The following is a 16,773-nucleotide window of genomic DNA, read 5'->3' on the forward strand; positions in this document are numbered from 1 at the left end:
AACAACTCATTATTTTTGATCAAAAAACTTACCCGCCACTTTTTCAACCACGCCTGGAGCAGTATGATAAAGTTTTGCTCCTACGTTCATCCAGCCTGGGAGATTGACTTCTCGTCGACCTTTTTCAATAGCTGCTATGATTTCCTTTGATACCTTCTCTGAAGATAACATCATTTTTTCAACATTTTTAATATAAGTCCCACTACTATCGGCTGTCTCAAAAAAGCTTGTATTAATTGGACCTGGGTTAACTGTAGTAACAAAGATGTTATGTTCCTTCATTTCCATTCTTAAACTATTCGAAAAGCCAAGCACAGCATGCTTGGAAGCAGAATAACCGGAGGATTTTGGAGTAGCAAGTTTACCTGCCTGTGATGCTACGTTAACAATGTGTCCCTGTCTTTTTGCAATCATCCGAGGCAGCACATGAGATGTAAAGCGCATCAGTCCCAATACGTTCACATCAAACATTGCTTCAATATCTTTCATATCTGCATCTACAAAAGCATCGAATTTCCCAAATCCCGCATTATTAATTAATACATCTATAGGTGGCATTTCCTTCAGCAAAGAAGGCAATAGTTGATCAACCCGCTTACGGTCACCTACATCCAGGCTCCATACAGCTGGAGGGTATGCTCCACTTTCTTCGATTTGCTTCTTAACGTCCATTAATTTATCTTCGGAACGAGCAACGAGGATGAGTTTAGCGCCTTTTCTAGCTAAATCAACAGCCAGCTGTCGTCCTATACCGCTTGACGCTCCGGTGATCAAGATTACTTTGTTTTTTAATTTCTTCATTAGTTCCTCCTCTTACAGCTTATACCGATAATAAGTTTGTTCTTTATCCTTTATTTTGACGATGACATTTTCCGACTCTAAATAATCTAAGTGACCAATTGTCTCTGAAAGTGTCAGGCCCACTTGCTTCTTATAAACACCTGGAAATAATTCCTTACATACTTCGAAAGCAGTTAGCGGCTGTTTTTGCAAGAGCAACGCTACTTTATCAGAGCGTTCTTCTTGCTTCCTTAGGCGCTCCTTAATTAAATCATCCGGATTTAAAATAGGCTCTCCATGTCCCGTATATACATATTGCAAATGAGCATCTAACGTTTTCCGATAAGAATTACGCTGCTGAATGAGTGGTTTTGGACGCTCTGTTCCTTTTACATAGGGCGGTTCAAGAAGCGGATTAGATGAGATTTTCTTAATAAGATGATCGCCAGCGATCATCGTTCCTGTTTCCTTATGCCATAGAGAAATATGACTTTGTGCATGACCAGGAGTTTCCATGACCGTCCATTCTGAACATCCAGGGACGCCATCCCCTTCTGATAGATGGATATCGCACTTCGCTCGATCTGTAAAAGCAAGATAATCACGCGTGTCGCGAGCATGATCAAAATACTGATCAGCCACGCCCGCTTCTCGATAGATACTTGTCATAAATGTATCATTTTCTTTCAAAAAAGAATCGCTCATTTGAAGCCAGCGATCATTTTTCCAATGTCCAAGCACGCGTACTCCTCTTTCCATCATACCCCCAACCAGTCCAATGTGATCTGGATGATGATGAGTTAGTACTACTTGTTCAATATCCTCGAACGCATAACCATTATTTACCAACTGCTCATTGAGTTCTCGCTGTGCCTCAGGTGTTCGCGGACCTGTATCTACAAGCGTCAGCACATCTCCTTTTATTAAAAAACAATTAACAGGGCCAACTGCAAATGGTGTTGGTACCGTCATTGAAAGAACGTCAGCTTTCGTTATATTCAAATTACCCGCCACCTCTACTTTTCTTTCGTTGCATGAACTAACTCTATTCTACCGCTCTTCCCTCTATTTGTCATTATAGCAAGATAATTAAATTTGAATTTTCCGACAATAACTATTGACAATTATCCCTGTTCGTTGCATACTATGTAAAATTAGATTGAACGTATTGGCTTTGAACGGGACTAGTAAAAGACTAGATAAGTGTCAGAGAGAGGAATTCACCGGCTGAAAAATTCCTTCACTTCGCCTACTTTGAACCTGCCCCGGAGCCTGCTGTGAAAACACAGCCGCTTCCCACGTTACAGGGTACTTGAGGATATCGCTATGATATCAAATGAAGGTGGTACCACGGATAACGCCCATTCGTCCTTTAAATAAAGACGAATGGGCGTTTTTATATGGAAGGATGAGTAAGATGAAGAAACACACCATCGCATTCATAGGTGCCGGATCGATCACAGAAGCCATCATCGAAGGTATGATCAAAGAAAAATTTATTCATGCAAATCAAATTGTTGTGATGAACCGCTCAAACTTGGATCGCCTTGAAGAACTTAAAGACAAATACAATGTGCAAACTACACAGAACATAGAGCAGCTATTAAAGAACAATAAAGTAATCATCCTCGCCATGAAGCCTGCTGACGCAGAAACTGCCTTAAAAAATATTCAACCATATATTAATGAGAGCCATCTTATTATCTCTGTACTCGCCGGAATCACAACCTCTTATGTTGAGGAGGCTATTGGAACGTGCACACCTATCGTTCGAGCTATGCCTAACACATCAGCTATGATTGGATTATCCGCAACAGCGATTTCTCCAGGTCATTTCGCTAAGAAAGAGGACCTGTTATTTGCAGAAAACTTATTCCTTACAATCGGAAGTGTTGTACAGGTTACAGAAGATAAAATGAACGCTGTAACAGGGTTATCTGGTAGTGGCCCAGCTTATTTTTACTATATGGTTGAATGCATGGAAAAAGCTGCGATTCAAAATGGCCTAGACCCGGATACAGCACGCGAGCTGCTGCTTCAAACAATGAATGGAGCCGCAAACATGCTCCGTCGCACTAATCAATCTCCAACTTTATTAAGAGAAAAAATTACAAGTTCAGGAGGAACAACACAAGCTGGAATAACTTCTTTAAAGGAATATCAATTCGAAAGAGCAATATTGTCTTGTATTACGGACGCAACTAAAAAAGCAGAAGAGCTAGGAAAAGCGTTTGAGAAACAAAAATAACTAGCTTAACTAACCCGGACATTCGTACAATGTCCGGGCAAACAAAAATAGAGCGCCATTTTAATTACTTTAAAAGCCCCCTTTTTCTATTTAAACACTCTTCTTCTGAACAACTTCACACCTCTTTTTCAAGTGATATAAAGCCTCTTCACTGTCGAGTCCATTTGCAATAATTTTCATTGGCCCAAAATGAGTTGTTAACCGTCCCATACTTAATATACTTTTAGCATTTAATCGTCTTCCTTCAACTTCAACAATAATATAACTACTAAACTCATTCGCACTTTTGACAAAATCCATTAAAAAGGTCATCGTCACTTTACCTGTGATCAAAACGGTTTCTTTATATACCATTGCAACATCCTCCTTAATAATATATACAACCGTTTGCACATTTCTATATTGACACCCTCTTTGGGTATCCGCAAGTCTTATGGCACCTTTCCTTACACACTCATTGCGAACAATACATAACATACGTTAGGTATTCTAACATGTAATACATTTTCTTTTAACGCTTATGCTATAATCAAAGTAGATTGCCAGTTTAGAAGACTTCAATAGTATATGTAGCGGTAGCTGCATTATGAATATATCCACAGGGAGTGACTGGAGATGTCATATAAAGATAAAAAAGTTCTGCCAATCGGTTCAGTTAGTGAACTAACGGGACTATCTTTACGAAAAATCCGCTACTACGAAGAAAGAGGACTAATCTTGCCAGAACGATCTGGTGGCGGAACTCGAAAATTTTCATTTACGGATGTAGAGAAATTAATGGATATCGCCAATCAAATTGAAGATGGCATGCAAACATTTGAAATCAAAAAGCTATATAAAAAAGAAAAGCAGAAAGACAAAGATAAAATCAGAGATGAAATGATTCGTGGTCAATTAAATGCCGCTTTCAAAATGACGAAATAAACAAAACAGGCGACAATCGCCTGTTTTTTTCATATGAACTCGTTTAAAATATACGATGCCGGGTATACCAATAAAGCATAACGATATTTATTTTAAGGGGTTGTTCTAAATGAGTTTTCATTACACAGTTGAAACATCCAAAACAGTCGAACAGGCAGTCTCTGATTTAAGTACGGAACTTCAAACAGAAAAATTCGGTGTATTATGGGATTTCGATCTATCTGCTAAGTTACAAGAAAAAGGAATGGACTTTCATACACCTTATCGTGTTCTAGAAGTTTGCAATCCTAAAGAGGCTGAGCGCGTTCTAAATGAAGACAAATTAGTTGGGTACTTTCTCCCATGTAAAATTGTTGTATATGAAGAAGATGGTCAAACTAAAATCGGAATGCCCAAGCCAACAACATTATTAAATTTAACGGGTGATGACAACTTAAGCGATATTGGCTCTGACATTGAAAAGCGCCTTGTTTCATGTATTGATAAAAGCAAATAGAATTACTGAACAAGAAGGTGTATCTCTAACGAGATACACCTTCTTGTTTTATTAACCATTGTCTCGCAGAGCTGGCTCATAGCGATAGACAGTTAAATCAACTTTTGAATTAGGTAGAAAGACAATCCCTTCTCCTTCGAGCAACATTGTCTGATCAATAGAGCCTTCTTCCGTTTTGATACCAATTTCCCCTTTTGCGTTGATCACACGATGCCATGGGAGTTTATACTTCTGACTCATTGAATGGAGAATTCTAACCACTTGTCTTGCTCCTCTTGGACTTCCCGCACACTTTGCGATTTGTCCATATGTCATCACTTTACCAGATGGGATTTTACTAATAATCGAAACGACTTTCTCAGTAAATGACTCCAAATACTTCACCCTCTAATGTAACTTTCTATCCACTTATTATAACAAAACCGAAGTAATTCCAAAAAATAAAAAGCGTTGTATAAAAAAATGTTCGTGCTAGAAACTAAGCTTAATCCGCTATTGCAAAGGAGCTTAAATGTAATGGATAAGCGAATAATTGATTGGCCTACCTTTCTGGGTGCTTTAAGTTTATTACTGCTCGTTACCGTCCCACTTACTCTTTTTCCCGAGAGTGGAAAGGAATTCGTCAATAAAGCAAATGAGTTTGTTACAACCCAATTTGGTGTCCTTTATTTAATTGTCGGTCTCGGTATTTTTTTCTTTTTAATCTATGTGGCATTCAGTGATAATGGACGTGTGCGATTAGGTGAAGAAGGAGAACGTCCTGAATTCAATAATTTTTCTTGGGCAGGAATGCTATTCTGCGCAGGAATAGGATCAAGTATTTTATATTGGGGAACGATCGAATGGGCCTATTATTATCAAGGACCACCGTTTGGATTGGAGCCTGGAACAGAAGAAGCTATCCTTTGGGCAAGTACATACGGCATCTTCCACTGGGGACCAATCGCATGGGCGATCTACACCCTTCCTGCTCTTCCTATGGCTTATTTCTACTATGTTCGTAAAAAACCCGTTCTCAAAATAAGTGAAGCGACAAGACCGTTAATTGGAAACCTTGTTGATGGGCCTTTAGGGACTATTATTGATGTTCTATTCATGTTTGGACTTCTTGGCGGAGCAGGTACAACGCTTGCCCTTGGAACTCCTATGATCGCTGAGGGAATCGATGCTCTGACAGGTATTGGAGTAACAATGGGCTTAAAGACGATGATTCTTATTCTGGTCACAGCCATTTTTGCCATTAGTGCCTACTCAGGTTTAAAGAAAGGAATTAAGGTGCTATCAGATATCAACTTAGTTCTCTCGATTTTTCTGCTTCTCTTTGTTTTAATAGTAGGTCCGACGCGGTTTCTCGTTGAAACGGCAACGAACAGTGTCGGCTTATTGTTAGATAACTTCTTTCATATGAGTACATGGACAGAGCCATTCAATGCTCTTGGTCCATATGATAAAACTGGATTTCCAGAGAGTTGGACCGTCTTCTACTGGGCATGGTGGCTTGTTTACGCACCTTTTGTTGGGCTATTCGTTGCCAAGATTTCAAGAGGTCGTTCTATTAAACAAATGATCCTTGGAACCATTAGTTACGGAACACTGGGAAGTTTATTATTCTTTGGTATTCTTGGGAATTATGGACTTCATATGCAGTTAACAGGTGAATTCGACGTCATTAAAGTACTCAATGATCAAGGAGCACCAAGAGCGATAATTGAAACAATTGCTCAGCTTCCCCTTTCATGGTTTATGATTCTCGTTTTTGTTGTGTTAGCGATCATCTTTCTTGCGACGACGTTTGATTCTAGCTCCTATATTCTCGCTTCCGTTGTCCAAAAAGAGGTGAAAGATGAACCCCTCCGTTGGAATCGACTCTTCTGGGCATTTGCTCTTTGCTTAATGCCACTGGTGCTGATGTTTGTTGGAGGACTTGGAACTCTCCAAACCGCAAGTATTGTCGGTGGGTTTCCCCTTCTATTTATCATGATTATGCTAGGTTGGTCGTTTATGCGTGCTTCAACAGCCGATATTAAAGCTTCAGAACACTATGAGCCTAAGACTTTTTCATTAAATTACAAAAAGATTTTACAGACAATTCGCCGTAAGAAAAATAAGCAGCAAAAAGGACCAGTTGATGCGCATTTTGAAGACGATAAAAAAGACAACTAACTTTTCGGCACCTGATTCAAACTAAAAACATGTTCTTGATTATTTTTCCATATCGAAATTCATATTGACACTTTCAGTTGGTCATGATAAAAATTGAATAACTCTATAATAATTGAACTGCTTTGAAGGAAATTAAGTAGCCACCTTTTCCCTATTGAAGAGAGCCGATGGTTGGTGAGAATCGGTATATAAAAGGACGTGAATTTCATTTCTGGAGCTTCTTTTGCAATCTCAAAAGACGGTGAAGATCGTTACACTATGAAGTGGTGAGTTCATCTCACAACCAGGGTGGTACCGCGATAACAATCGTCCCTACGGATAACGTAGGGACGATTTTTTTTGTGGCATAACGTGATCAGCATTCAATAAAAATTGAAAGGAGAAACAGCATGAGTCAAAACGAACAGTGGTCATCAAGACTTGGATTTATCCTAGCTGCAGCAGGTTCTGCCATCGGGCTTGGCGCAATTTGGAAATTCCCTTATACAGCAGGTCAGAACGGAGGCGGGGCTTTCTTTCTGATCTTCATCCTATTCACCTTAATTCTCGGTCTCCCTCTTTTGCTTGCAGAGTTCTCTATTGGAAGAACTGCTCAAAGTAATGCGGTAGATTCTTATAAAACCATTTCTCCTGAATCAAAATGGTATCGTGTAGGAATTTTGGGCATGATTACATCCTTCATCTTGTTATCCTTTTACAGTGTTATTGGGGGGTGGATTATTGCCTACCTGTATAAAGCAGTGACAGGAGAGCTAAATGGACTATCTTCAGATGAATACGCTCAGGTTTTTGGGACGACCATTTCGAATTCATTTATTAGCATATTCGCACAATTTATTTTTATTATATTAACAATTCTTGTTGTAGCAAGAGGTGTTGAAAAAGGAATTGAACAAGCAAGTAAAATTATGATGCCTGCATTATTTCTTCTCTTTATTATTCTTGTCATTCGTGCGGTAACGTTAGAAGGTTCGATGGACGGAATCTTATTCTTGCTTCAACCCGATTTCTCAAAAGTTACATCACAAACCATACTTGAAGCAATGGGGCAATCTTTCTTTACATTAAGTGTTGGTGTATCCGTTATGGTTACTTACAGTTCTTATTTACCAAAGACGCAAAGCTTACCACGCTCAGCGATCTCGATTGTCGCAATGAACATTTTCATTGTATTGCTTGCTGGTCTTGCGATCTTTCCTGCTGTATTTGCTTTCGATCTTGAAGCAGGCGCTGGTCCCGTTCTATTGTTCAATGTCCTTCCGACAGTCTTTGGGCAATTACCGTTCGGCATGCTCTTTTTCATTGCATTCTTAGTTCTTTTCTTATTTGCAGCATTAACCTCCGCCTTCTCTATGCTTGAAATCATTGTATCGGTGATATCAAAAGGCGATCTTAAGAAACGAAAAAAATGGGCATGGATTATCGGACTTGCGATCTTTGTTGTTGGAATTCCATCTGCCCTATCATACGGCGTTTTAAGCGACGCGACATTATTTAATAAAACGATTTTTGATTTAGCTGATTATGCAGTAAGTAACGTTTTGTTACCAATAGGAGCTTTGTTAATTTCACTATTTGTTCCATTAAAAATGAAGAAGTCAGCACTCTATGAGGAATTAAAACGTGGAAGTGGCTTGAAAAAAGGATTGTTTGAAACGTGGTATTTTCTTATTCGCTTCGTTGCACCTCTTCTTATTTTGTTCGTCATGTTAGATGTCCTTGGTATCTGGTAGTATGAGTAAAAGCCTCACCAATCTGGTGAGGCTTTCTTGTTATATCATACTCTGTTATTCAGCATCTTCCTCTTCACCAGGAGAAGCTGGTTTTGGTTCGTCTTTAAGATCAAAATAAGCTTCAAATAATCGTCTAGCTATGTCTTTATTTACTGATTCATTTCGATCACTACTTAAGCTAGGGACTACAACGGCTAAAGCAATTTCAGGGTCCTCATAAGGAGCATAGCCAACAAAGGTTAAATTAAAACCCTTAACCTGATTATCATTACCGAATGACACCTGAGCAGTCCCTGTTTTACCCGCATGAGTGAAATCTACTCCCTTAAAATACTTTGTCGCTGTACCATTGCTAGCATTCGTCACTCGCCATAAACCATTTTGCACTCGATTTATATCACTTTGACTCATTTGAATACGATTCATTACGTTTGTATCGAACTGATCCACGATAATATTGGATAACCCATCGACATTTGAAGCTTCATGAACTTCTTTTAAAAAGTGTGGTTGAATTCTTTTCCCATCATTTGCAATCGTTGAAATATACTGAGCCATCTGCAAGGGGGTATACGTATCAAACTGACCAATCATTAAATCCATTAAGTTACCAATTTGCTGAATGCCTCCATTGATTCCTGTTGTTTCAATTGGCATATCAATTCCCGTCTTATTACCTAATCCAAATTGATTGAAGTGATAACGAACAGCATTATAGCCATCTCGATTCCAAGGAATCCCGCTTGTGTCTGGAACATAATCAAACCCTGCTATCATCATAGCGATTCGGTACATATACACGTTGGAGGATCTCTCTAATGCTTCCACATCATTTACCCACCCTAAGTTTGCATATGACGCTTTCTTGGGGGTAGAAGGAATAGATATTGGAGTATCGAATAGAGTTGTCCCATGGCTAATCACACCCGTTTCATAACCCGTTAGGACGGACGCCCCTTTCACCGCTGATCCCATTTCATATGATTCTGAAAGGGTCCCATAGGAATACTCGATATACTCATTTTCTTTCGAGCTATATTTTGTTCCACCAAAGGCTAATACTTCACCCGTTTCTGGGTCCATTCCAATCGCATACGCACGATCAGCGTATGGGTTCCCACGCGCTCTAGCCTTTCTTAATTCCTCTTCAAGAATTGTTTCAAGCTTCTGCTGAAGATCTATATCTACTGTAAGAACGAGATCATTCCCTCTTTTTCCTGGAGTCACCTCAGGTTCACCTATTGGTTTGCCTGATTTATCCGTTACGTACTTCTTCATCGCTTTCTGCCCTCTTAATAAATCCTCATACTGCTTCTCAAGATAGCTGATGCCTACAAGATCATTATTGTCGTAGCCTTTCATTGTATAGGCATCTAAAGATTCTTTAGGGATTTGTCCTAGATTACCAAACATCGTCTCCATCGTTTCATCGTATGGATAGACACGTTCGGCATCTGGTGAGATATCAACTCCAGGAAGCTCTTCTAGGTTCTCGCTCACTTTTGCGATTTCTTCTCTCGTTAATCCTTTTTTAATTGCCTGAGAAGAAAGCGCATACCCAGTATCCATTTGTCTTTTAATTGCAGCTATTTTTAATTCCTCTTGATCACTCGTTATCTCTTTAAGATCTTCTTCTTTAATCCGATCAATTTGCAATTGATATGCTTTTTTAGAATCAAGATCATTCCTTTCTTCTTCCGATAACTTCTCCTTTGCCTTTTCTGGTCTCGTGATAATCCAAAAATCCTTTAAATCTCGTTCAGTCACTTTATCTGTATCCATTTCAATAAATGCTGCTAACTTACGAGCTACATCAAGTCTTTCCTGCTGTTTCGTCTTCTGATTTCGGATATACGTTAATGTAAACGTTGGTTCGTTATCAACAAGTACTCTTCCATACCGATCATACATCTTCCCTCTTGGCGCCGATGATTTCGCTGTCACATTTTCTGTTTGCTCTGAGATTCGCTCAAAATCTTCCCCTTGCACAATTTGAATCACACCAAGCCGTAAGATTAAAACAGAAAACAATAAAAAAACAAAAAGAAATAAGATATTCAGCCGAAATGGCACATGTGTTTTCTTCATTTTTTCTTTAATCATAAAGGCCCCCCACGACATTTCCTTATCTTCCCAACTATCATAACATAGGTTTATTAGGACTTTTTTCCTTATTAGAAAATAAATACAATTTCTTAACACCAAAATAAACGCTTACTCTCTCTATAGTTAGACGATTCAATACGTTTGAATGGTTCAATTTAAAGTGTAAAAGTAGCTATGTGTGATCGATTCAGACCTTTTTACGCTTGTTTCTCCGTAAAGACATAACAAAAGGAGCGTGTTTCGTTAACACACTCCTTTACGTATTTCTATTAAGATCTTATAGTATTGGCGAAAGCAAGCGTGAAATTGATTCTTTAAAACGTATCCAAAGCGAACGTTCAAGATATTCCACTTCTGTTAGTTCCTCACTCTTCTTCATATCATTTATGAAAATATTCTCCAGTTTCTTAGAGATTTCCTCATCATAAATAAAGGCATTCACTTCGAAATTAAGTCGAAAGCTACGAACATCAATATTTGCTGTTCCTACCGAAGATATTTCGCTGTCAACCGCTATAGTTTTAGCGTGTATAAACCCGTTCTGGTAAATGTAAATTCTAGCTCCCGCTTTCAGTAATTCTCCCACATAAGAATAGGTTGCCCAGTAGACAAACAAATGGTCAGGTTTGTTGGGAATCATTAACCTCACATCAACCCCGCTAAGAGCCGCTATACGTAAAGCATCTAACAGACTTGCATCTGGTATAAAGTAAGGGGTTTGAATGAATATGGTGCGCTTTGCTGATGTAATAAGCTTAATGTACCCATTCTTAATCTGTTCCCATTCTGAATCTGGTCCACTACTGACGACCTGCACACCTGCTTTTCCAATCGATTCGATAATAGGAAAATAACAAGATTTATACCCTACTTTGTTCCGAGCAGCATGATTCCAATCTAAGAGGAACCGTGTTTGCATAGCGAGCGTTGCACTTCCTTCTATTCGTAGATGTGTATCACGCCAATACCCAAACTTCGGATTTAAACCTAAGTACTCATCACCAACATTAAACCCACCAACATAGCCAAGTTTCCCATCAATAATAACGAGCTTGCGGTGATTTCGGTAATTCAAGCGAGTATTGACATATGGAATTCGAGAAGGGAAAAACACCTCCACTTCTCCTCCCGCTGCAATTAAATCTCGGAAGAATCGCTTCCTTGTTTTTCTTGAACCCATTTCATCATAAAGAACACGTACCTTCACACCTTCTTGTGCCTTTCGAGTCAACTTTTCTACCAGTTTTCTACCAAGATCATCTTTTTGAAAAATATAGTATTGAAAGTGAATATGATCACTCGCACGACCAATATCCTCAATTAGTGCGTTGAATTTTTCTTCTCCATCTGTAAAAACGCTTATTGCATTATCCTGAGTAAGTACTGCGTCATCATTTACAAGATGCATATAAATAAGATCTTTATGTCTGGCAATTTCTTCATGTCTAAATGGATAAATCCCACTTTTAATCTCACTAACTTGTTCCTCAATTAAATCCTCGATTCCTACTTTTTTAATATTATCCCAATCAAATAATCTTCTTCGACTAAGGTTTTGTCCAAAAACTAAATACATTACAAAACCAAGGAGCGGAATAAAAAGAAGGACCATTAGCCAGGCCCATGTGGCACCAGCATCCTTCCGTTCCAGGAAAATAACGAGCGCAGCAAAACCAAGATTTAGAACGAATAATATTCCTAATAAAATCGATATAATGTGCATAAATCATAACTCCTTTATTAACCACAATGACAAATTTTACTCTCTAATCCCTTAAGTTTACCTTATTTCTAAACTGTTATTAAGATTAATTGTGAAACAAGTGAATCCTTTCCATATTTCATCTCATTATTAAGTGATTTTATCCATTTTCTCTTGTTAGTTGAAACAAAAAATATTGAATTTTATTACATAAAAGCTATTCCACTTCTTCTTTTTTCCAAGTAAAATAGAAGCAACAAATACAAGGAGGAGTTTAAATGAATGGTAAACCAATTCATTTCGATGGAAGCTCTGTTCCCTCTGTAACTTCAGCTAAGAATCAACCTCTTAAAATCACTGATGACGTTCGAAAATGTATCAGCTGCAATCCATTTCAACTGCCACCAACTAAATAATTCTTCATAAAAGCCTTGCTCATTTAGCAAGGCTTTTATGACTTTAACATTGATTTAATTACTATGAGGCAAATTCCTTGAATCAATCTTACGTCTGTTTTATAGTTTGTCTTGAATTAAGAATAACTCAATTCGAGATAATCGGAACGAATAGGAAAGGAATGAATCTGTAATGGCAAAAGTTTTATACATCACTGCTCATCCACACGATGATACTCAATCTTATAGTATGGCAGTAGGTAAAGCATTTATAGAGACGTATAAGCAAGAAAATGAAAACGATGAGGTAGTTCATATTGATCTTTATAGTGAGCATATTCCTCAAATCGATGCTGATGTGTTCAGCGGCTGGGGAAAATTGCAGTCAGGAAAAGGGTTTGAAGAACTATCAGCAAGTGAGCAAGAAAAAGTACAGCGTCTTAATGAATTAAGTGAAGAATTTATTGAAGCAGATAAATATGTATTCGTTACTCCACTCTGGAATTTCTCTTTCCCTCCAGTAATGAAAGCCTATTTTGACTCTGTATCTGTGGCTGGTAAAGCCTTTAAATATACTGAAAATGGCCCTGTAGGTCTTTTAACAGATAAAAAAGCCATTCATATCCAGGCACGTGGTGGCGTGTATTCTGAAGGTCCCGCTGCTGAAATGGAAATGGGTCATCGTTATTTCACAACGATGATGCAATTCTACGGTGTTCCAGAATACGAAGGACTCTTTGTAGAAGGTCATAATGCTATGCCAGATAAAGCAGAAGAAATTAAACAGGAAGCTATTGCTCGTGCAAAAGACACTGCACATACATTCTAATCTCGATATATATTCACGAAAACCAGCTGAAGAATTAATTTCAGCTGGTTTTTTATACCTTCACATCATACCCCTGCTTTTCCACTACTTTCTGTATATCTGAGGTAGACACTTCATTTTTATCATAGGTTACTTTAGCATTTCCTTCCTTGAGATGAACTTCTACAGCCAAAACTCCATTCAATTCTAGTAAAGCAGTCCGAACGATCACCATACAATTTTCTCCAGTCATTCCTTTAATCTTCAAAGTTGTTTTTTCCACTCCTTGTTCACCCCTCCAGTTGTTAAGTTGACTCTATTCTTCCCCTATTCTTGTTAAAGTACTATGTCCAAAAATTCAAAGCTAGAACTTTCAATTATAGCAAAAGACAGCAGGGGAAATTCCCTAACTGTCTTTTTGAGCTGCGGCCCAGAATACCCACCAGATCAATAATGGTTGGAAAAGTAATCTCACCCATAATAATACTTGATTTGCTTCATCTTGCCCTGGAGCAGGTACGCCAGCAATTGCTGCATAAATATTTGCTGGAAAAATGGCGATTAAATATATGACCGTCCACAATCTAGCCTGTTTTCGTGTGGAAGGAACAAGTAGAAGAATCGCTAATACGATTTCTATGATTCCAGTTAAATAAATGAGGCCGAGTTTAAACGGAACCCAATCGGGTACCATTGCGGCAAAACCTTCACCCTGAAGAAAATGAGCAAATCCTGCAAAAATAAAGAAGAAAGCAAATAAGACGAGCGCTATCATCCGAATCGTTTTTTTCATAAATTATCTCCTTTTCACTTCGATTCTTTCATGATAGCAAACTCACCTTCATTTGTTGAAGGAAAACGCTTAGCGAAGCAGCTCCTTAATTGTATAAGGAAGCATTTCATGAAGCGTTTCAAAAGAATAGGTGAGTTCAAGGCGTTCTGTCCATTTATGCGCATCTTTACCCTTAGGGCCAAGGTTCATGACGGGAACTTTTAGCTGCTCTAAAGCTTCTAGAGGCAATTCGTATGATTGACCATATAACGGCATGTTGCTCATTAATGGTTGGATTGTTTCTTTCGTTCTTTCAAGCCCTACGAAGCTTAAATCAGAAAGTCCTGGAAAATAATGTTGAGGTTTCAGCGTCACCTTATGTTTAGTTGAACTATAAGCGACCACTCGCTGAATGGTTTCCTGAATAAAAGAATCATGCCTGGAAGATACAGCCGGATAAAATGGCGGATTATAAAAAAGGATAATCATCGGACCATCATCTTTACAAAGTGCGGCTAAATCAAAAACCATTCTTGTTGAAAGATCTCGATCGCCTAGATCTTTAAAATTGGCAGATATATAATCTTGCCGACGTTTAATTTCTGCCTCCCCAAACAGCATAACAGCACGTTGGTGCAGCTGCTCATAAGTCAGAACGTTAACCTTGAATGGTTCAGGGACATAGTTTTGGAGCATGGAGAACGCTGTAGCTTTCTCCAAATAGTGATTTTCAATGCGTTTGGCAGCAACTTTGACTGCCTCCATTAATTGATTTGTAATATGCTGAATGCTCCTCTCCATACCAAGAACATTGAAAAGAGTTACACCCACATGCGGAATCTGTACGGAGTATCCTTCTTTTAAATCCTTTTGCATTAAGTTAGTTGGCGGAGGTGTTACCTCCCCATCGACAACTTCACAAAAATCAGCGTTAAGCTCAAGCTCTCTTGTTACTTCAGCAGCCATGTAGTTAGCGTTCAATCCTGAGAACGGCTCACCAACGTGCGTTTCTTGACCGTAACAGAAAAAGCCAGGTAATAGCTTTCCAATTGATCCTGAATAAACATACAAGTTCTGGTCGCCAGGATAATTTGTAAAAACAGGTTCTGAATTTAAGCAGGCAGTATAAATTAAATCATGCTGTTTAGCCATTTCGACAAGTACAGGAACAGCTTCGATCATGCCAAGTGAATTCGCTTCTTCATCAGGAACGGTAAGGAATAAAATATTCCCATCAAATTCACCAAAATTTGCTTTTTCAAGCATACTCATTTGAAGGGCAATCCCAGCTTTCATATCCATGACACCACGCCCAAACATCCACTCGCCACTTGTAAGGTCGTTTTGAACTTCAACCGGCATTTTATCAATATTTTTGTATATTTCTTCTGTAAGATCATATGGACTAAAAGCTAGATTTTTGAATTGTCCGTAGTCTTCTATGTCTACCACATCAAAATGGCTAATTAAAATAACTGTTTTCTTAGACCGTCCTTTTTTAATAAGTCCTGTAACGAAAGAGCGACCATCACTTGTTGGATGAAGAGCGAGCATTTTAGGATTGTCTTTGAAATAGTCCAAATCCTGAAGCTGAAGGTGAATATATTCAGCAAGTGCTACCTCCGGATATGATCCCGTTACACTCTGATGTTCAACTAGCCTGGATAGTAAGTACATCAAGGTTTCTTTCGTTTGCCATTTCCCCATCTCATCGCCCCCTCATATGTCTGTTATTTTTGCAAATTCAACCTGTTTTTGGTAGGTTTAATGGGAATAGACGGACTTTTATGAACTCTTTTTCCGTTTATCATATTTTATACATACTAAACCCGAAAAGACCAGCAGAAATGAGGGGAACAATGACAATTATATTCGCTCACAGAGGCGCAAGTAGACAATGCCCCGAGAACACAATAAGTGCTTATCAACGCGCTGTTCATCTTGGAGCAGGCGGAATTGAAATTGATATTCAGCTTTCAAAAGATGGGATCCCTGTCGTCATTCATGATCGAACGCTGAAAAGGACAACATCCGGAAAGGGGATTGTGACACAAACCACTCTCTCTGACCTCAAAAAACTTGATGCGGGAAGTTGGTTTTCTCCCGATTTTAAACATGAAAAAATCCCTTCGTTAGAAGAGGTTTTGTTATGGGCAGCAGACTACCCAGACGTTTGGTTAAACATTGAATTAAAATACTATCGAGAAGACGACGAACAGCTTGCCAAAGTGGCGATTCCACTCATTAAGAAATATCGCTCTGAGAAGAATACAATGATTTCTAGCTTTGAACACCATCGGCTGATAGATGTGCATAAGTTATGGCCAAAATTAGAAACAGCACCTCTTTATAAGGGGAATTTACATGAGCCATGGCATTATGCTAAGAAATTAAAAGCAAAAGCGATCCATCCGCAATTCAAATCAATCCATGCATCACTCGTAAAAGCAGTGCATTCACATGGCATTAAAATACGTCCTTACACGGTCAATGACGAAAAAGGACTCAGACAATTCCTCGATTGGGAAGTGGATGGAATTATGACAGACGTCCCAGACCTGGCGCTTAATATCATGCATAATAAACAAATTCCTCAACAAAAGAAATCATGGTGGAAAACTGTCTGGAGTGTAGTAACAAAGTAGA

17 protein-coding genes and 1 other annotated feature are annotated in these 16,773 nt (G+C 38.7%); of the genes, 8 read left to right on the forward strand and 9 right to left on the reverse strand.

Features of this window, described 5'->3' with window-relative positions; all coding sequences use genetic code 11:
* Positions 1 to 9: 9 nt before the first annotated feature.
* Together AC0VYO_RS13830 and AC0VYO_RS13835 are read right to left on the reverse strand one after the other, a co-directional pair.
* The gene (locus tag AC0VYO_RS13830; protein WP_475365435.1) at positions 10 to 801 is read right to left on the reverse strand and encodes an SDR family NAD(P)-dependent oxidoreductase; all 792 of its coding nucleotides are present in this window, start codon (positions 799 to 801) and stop codon (positions 10 to 12) included.
* 12 nt (positions 802 to 813) lie between these two features.
* Positions 814 to 1,782 carry an MBL fold metallo-hydrolase gene (locus tag AC0VYO_RS13835; RefSeq protein ID WP_475367714.1) on the reverse strand — a complete coding sequence of 323 codons (969 nt, stop codon included), beginning with the start codon at positions 1,780 to 1,782 and terminating at the stop codon, positions 814 to 816.
* A gap of 415 nt (positions 1,783 to 2,197) precedes the next feature.
* Between AC0VYO_RS13835 and proC the strand changes: the two genes are divergently transcribed.
* Positions 2,198 to 3,028, forward strand: coding sequence for a pyrroline-5-carboxylate reductase (gene proC, locus AC0VYO_RS13840; protein WP_475365437.1), 831 nt, complete (start codon positions 2,198 to 2,200; stop codon positions 3,026 to 3,028).
* Between the two features lie 90 nt (positions 3,029 to 3,118).
* Here the strand turns inward: proC and AC0VYO_RS13845 are convergent, their stop codons facing one another.
* Positions 3,119 to 3,382, reverse strand: a complete 264-nt coding sequence (locus AC0VYO_RS13845; RefSeq protein WP_194222062.1) for an HPr family phosphocarrier protein — start codon at positions 3,380 to 3,382, stop codon at positions 3,119 to 3,121.
* Positions 3,383 to 3,643: 261 nt separating this feature from the next.
* Between AC0VYO_RS13845 and AC0VYO_RS13850 the strand changes: the two genes are divergently transcribed.
* Together AC0VYO_RS13850 and AC0VYO_RS13855 are read left to right on the forward strand one after the other, a co-directional pair.
* The gene (locus tag AC0VYO_RS13850; protein WP_194222063.1) at positions 3,644 to 3,952 is read left to right on the forward strand and encodes a MerR family transcriptional regulator; all 309 of its coding nucleotides are present in this window, start codon (positions 3,644 to 3,646) and stop codon (positions 3,950 to 3,952) included.
* Positions 3,953 to 4,061: 109 nt separating this feature from the next.
* A complete protein-coding gene (locus tag AC0VYO_RS13855; protein WP_194222064.1) occupies positions 4,062 to 4,448 on the forward strand; it encodes a DUF302 domain-containing protein in 387 nt (128 codons plus the stop codon).
* Between the two features lie 51 nt (positions 4,449 to 4,499).
* Here the strand turns inward: AC0VYO_RS13855 and AC0VYO_RS13860 are convergent, their stop codons facing one another.
* Positions 4,500 to 4,823 (reverse strand): MGMT family protein, encoded by a 324-nt coding sequence (locus AC0VYO_RS13860; protein ID WP_430246939.1) that lies wholly within the window; start codon positions 4,821 to 4,823, stop codon positions 4,500 to 4,502.
* A 141-nt stretch (positions 4,824 to 4,964) separates the two neighbouring features.
* On the opposite strand from AC0VYO_RS13860, the gene AC0VYO_RS13865 reads away from it, so the two are divergent.
* Positions 4,965 to 6,611 carry a BCCT family transporter gene (locus tag AC0VYO_RS13865; protein ID WP_475367715.1) on the forward strand — a complete coding sequence of 549 codons (1,647 nt, stop codon included), beginning with the start codon at positions 4,965 to 4,967 and terminating at the stop codon, positions 6,609 to 6,611.
* A 113-nt stretch (positions 6,612 to 6,724) separates the two neighbouring features.
* Positions 6,725 to 6,928: a binding site (T-box leader), on the forward strand.
* A 72-nt stretch (positions 6,929 to 7,000) separates the two neighbouring features.
* Entirely contained in the window at positions 7,001 to 8,344 is a 1,344-nt protein-coding gene (locus AC0VYO_RS13870) for a sodium-dependent transporter (protein ID WP_475367716.1), read from the forward strand.
* A gap of 54 nt (positions 8,345 to 8,398) precedes the next feature.
* Here AC0VYO_RS13870 and AC0VYO_RS13875 read toward each other — a convergent pair whose 3' ends face one another.
* Positions 8,399 to 10,447 (reverse strand): peptidoglycan D,D-transpeptidase FtsI family protein, encoded by a 2,049-nt coding sequence (locus tag AC0VYO_RS13875; protein WP_475367717.1) that lies wholly within the window; start codon positions 10,445 to 10,447, stop codon positions 8,399 to 8,401.
* Positions 10,448 to 10,727: 280 nt separating this feature from the next.
* Positions 10,728 to 12,173, reverse strand: coding sequence for a cardiolipin synthase (gene cls / locus AC0VYO_RS13880; protein ID WP_475367718.1), 1,446 nt, complete (start codon positions 12,171 to 12,173; stop codon positions 10,728 to 10,730).
* Positions 12,174 to 12,430: 257 nt separating this feature from the next.
* Here cls and AC0VYO_RS13885 point away from each other — a divergent pair, with 257 nt between their 5' ends.
* Together AC0VYO_RS13885 and AC0VYO_RS13890 are read left to right on the forward strand one after the other, a co-directional pair.
* On the forward strand, positions 12,431 to 12,568 hold the full coding sequence (locus AC0VYO_RS13885) for a hypothetical protein (RefSeq protein WP_194222070.1): 138 nt from the start codon (positions 12,431 to 12,433) through the stop codon (positions 12,566 to 12,568).
* Between the two features lie 172 nt (positions 12,569 to 12,740).
* Complete coding sequence (locus AC0VYO_RS13890; RefSeq protein ID WP_475367719.1) at positions 12,741 to 13,376, forward strand: FMN-dependent NADH-azoreductase; 636 nt, start codon at positions 12,741 to 12,743, stop codon at positions 13,374 to 13,376.
* A gap of 52 nt (positions 13,377 to 13,428) precedes the next feature.
* Here AC0VYO_RS13890 and AC0VYO_RS13895 read toward each other — a convergent pair whose 3' ends face one another.
* From AC0VYO_RS13895 to AC0VYO_RS13905, 3 genes are all read right to left on the reverse strand, one after another.
* Entirely contained in the window at positions 13,429 to 13,638 is a 210-nt protein-coding gene (locus AC0VYO_RS13895) for a cation transporter (RefSeq protein ID WP_430246947.1), read from the reverse strand.
* 123 nt (positions 13,639 to 13,761) lie between these two features.
* Entirely contained in the window at positions 13,762 to 14,148 is a 387-nt protein-coding gene (locus tag AC0VYO_RS13900; protein ID WP_303530762.1) for a DoxX family protein, read from the reverse strand.
* A 69-nt stretch (positions 14,149 to 14,217) separates the two neighbouring features.
* Complete coding sequence (locus AC0VYO_RS13905) at positions 14,218 to 15,834, reverse strand: M20/M25/M40 family metallo-hydrolase (protein ID WP_475367720.1); 1,617 nt, start codon at positions 15,832 to 15,834, stop codon at positions 14,218 to 14,220.
* A 152-nt stretch (positions 15,835 to 15,986) separates the two neighbouring features.
* Here AC0VYO_RS13905 and AC0VYO_RS13910 point away from each other — a divergent pair, with 152 nt between their 5' ends.
* On the forward strand, positions 15,987 to 16,772 hold the full coding sequence (locus tag AC0VYO_RS13910) for a glycerophosphodiester phosphodiesterase (RefSeq protein ID WP_430246950.1): 786 nt from the start codon (positions 15,987 to 15,989) through the stop codon (positions 16,770 to 16,772).
* Position 16,773 lies beyond the last annotated feature (1 nt).

This window comes from Anaerobacillus sp. 63XJN7_4_ISO-PGPR-S23-413 (assembly GCF_056173725.1).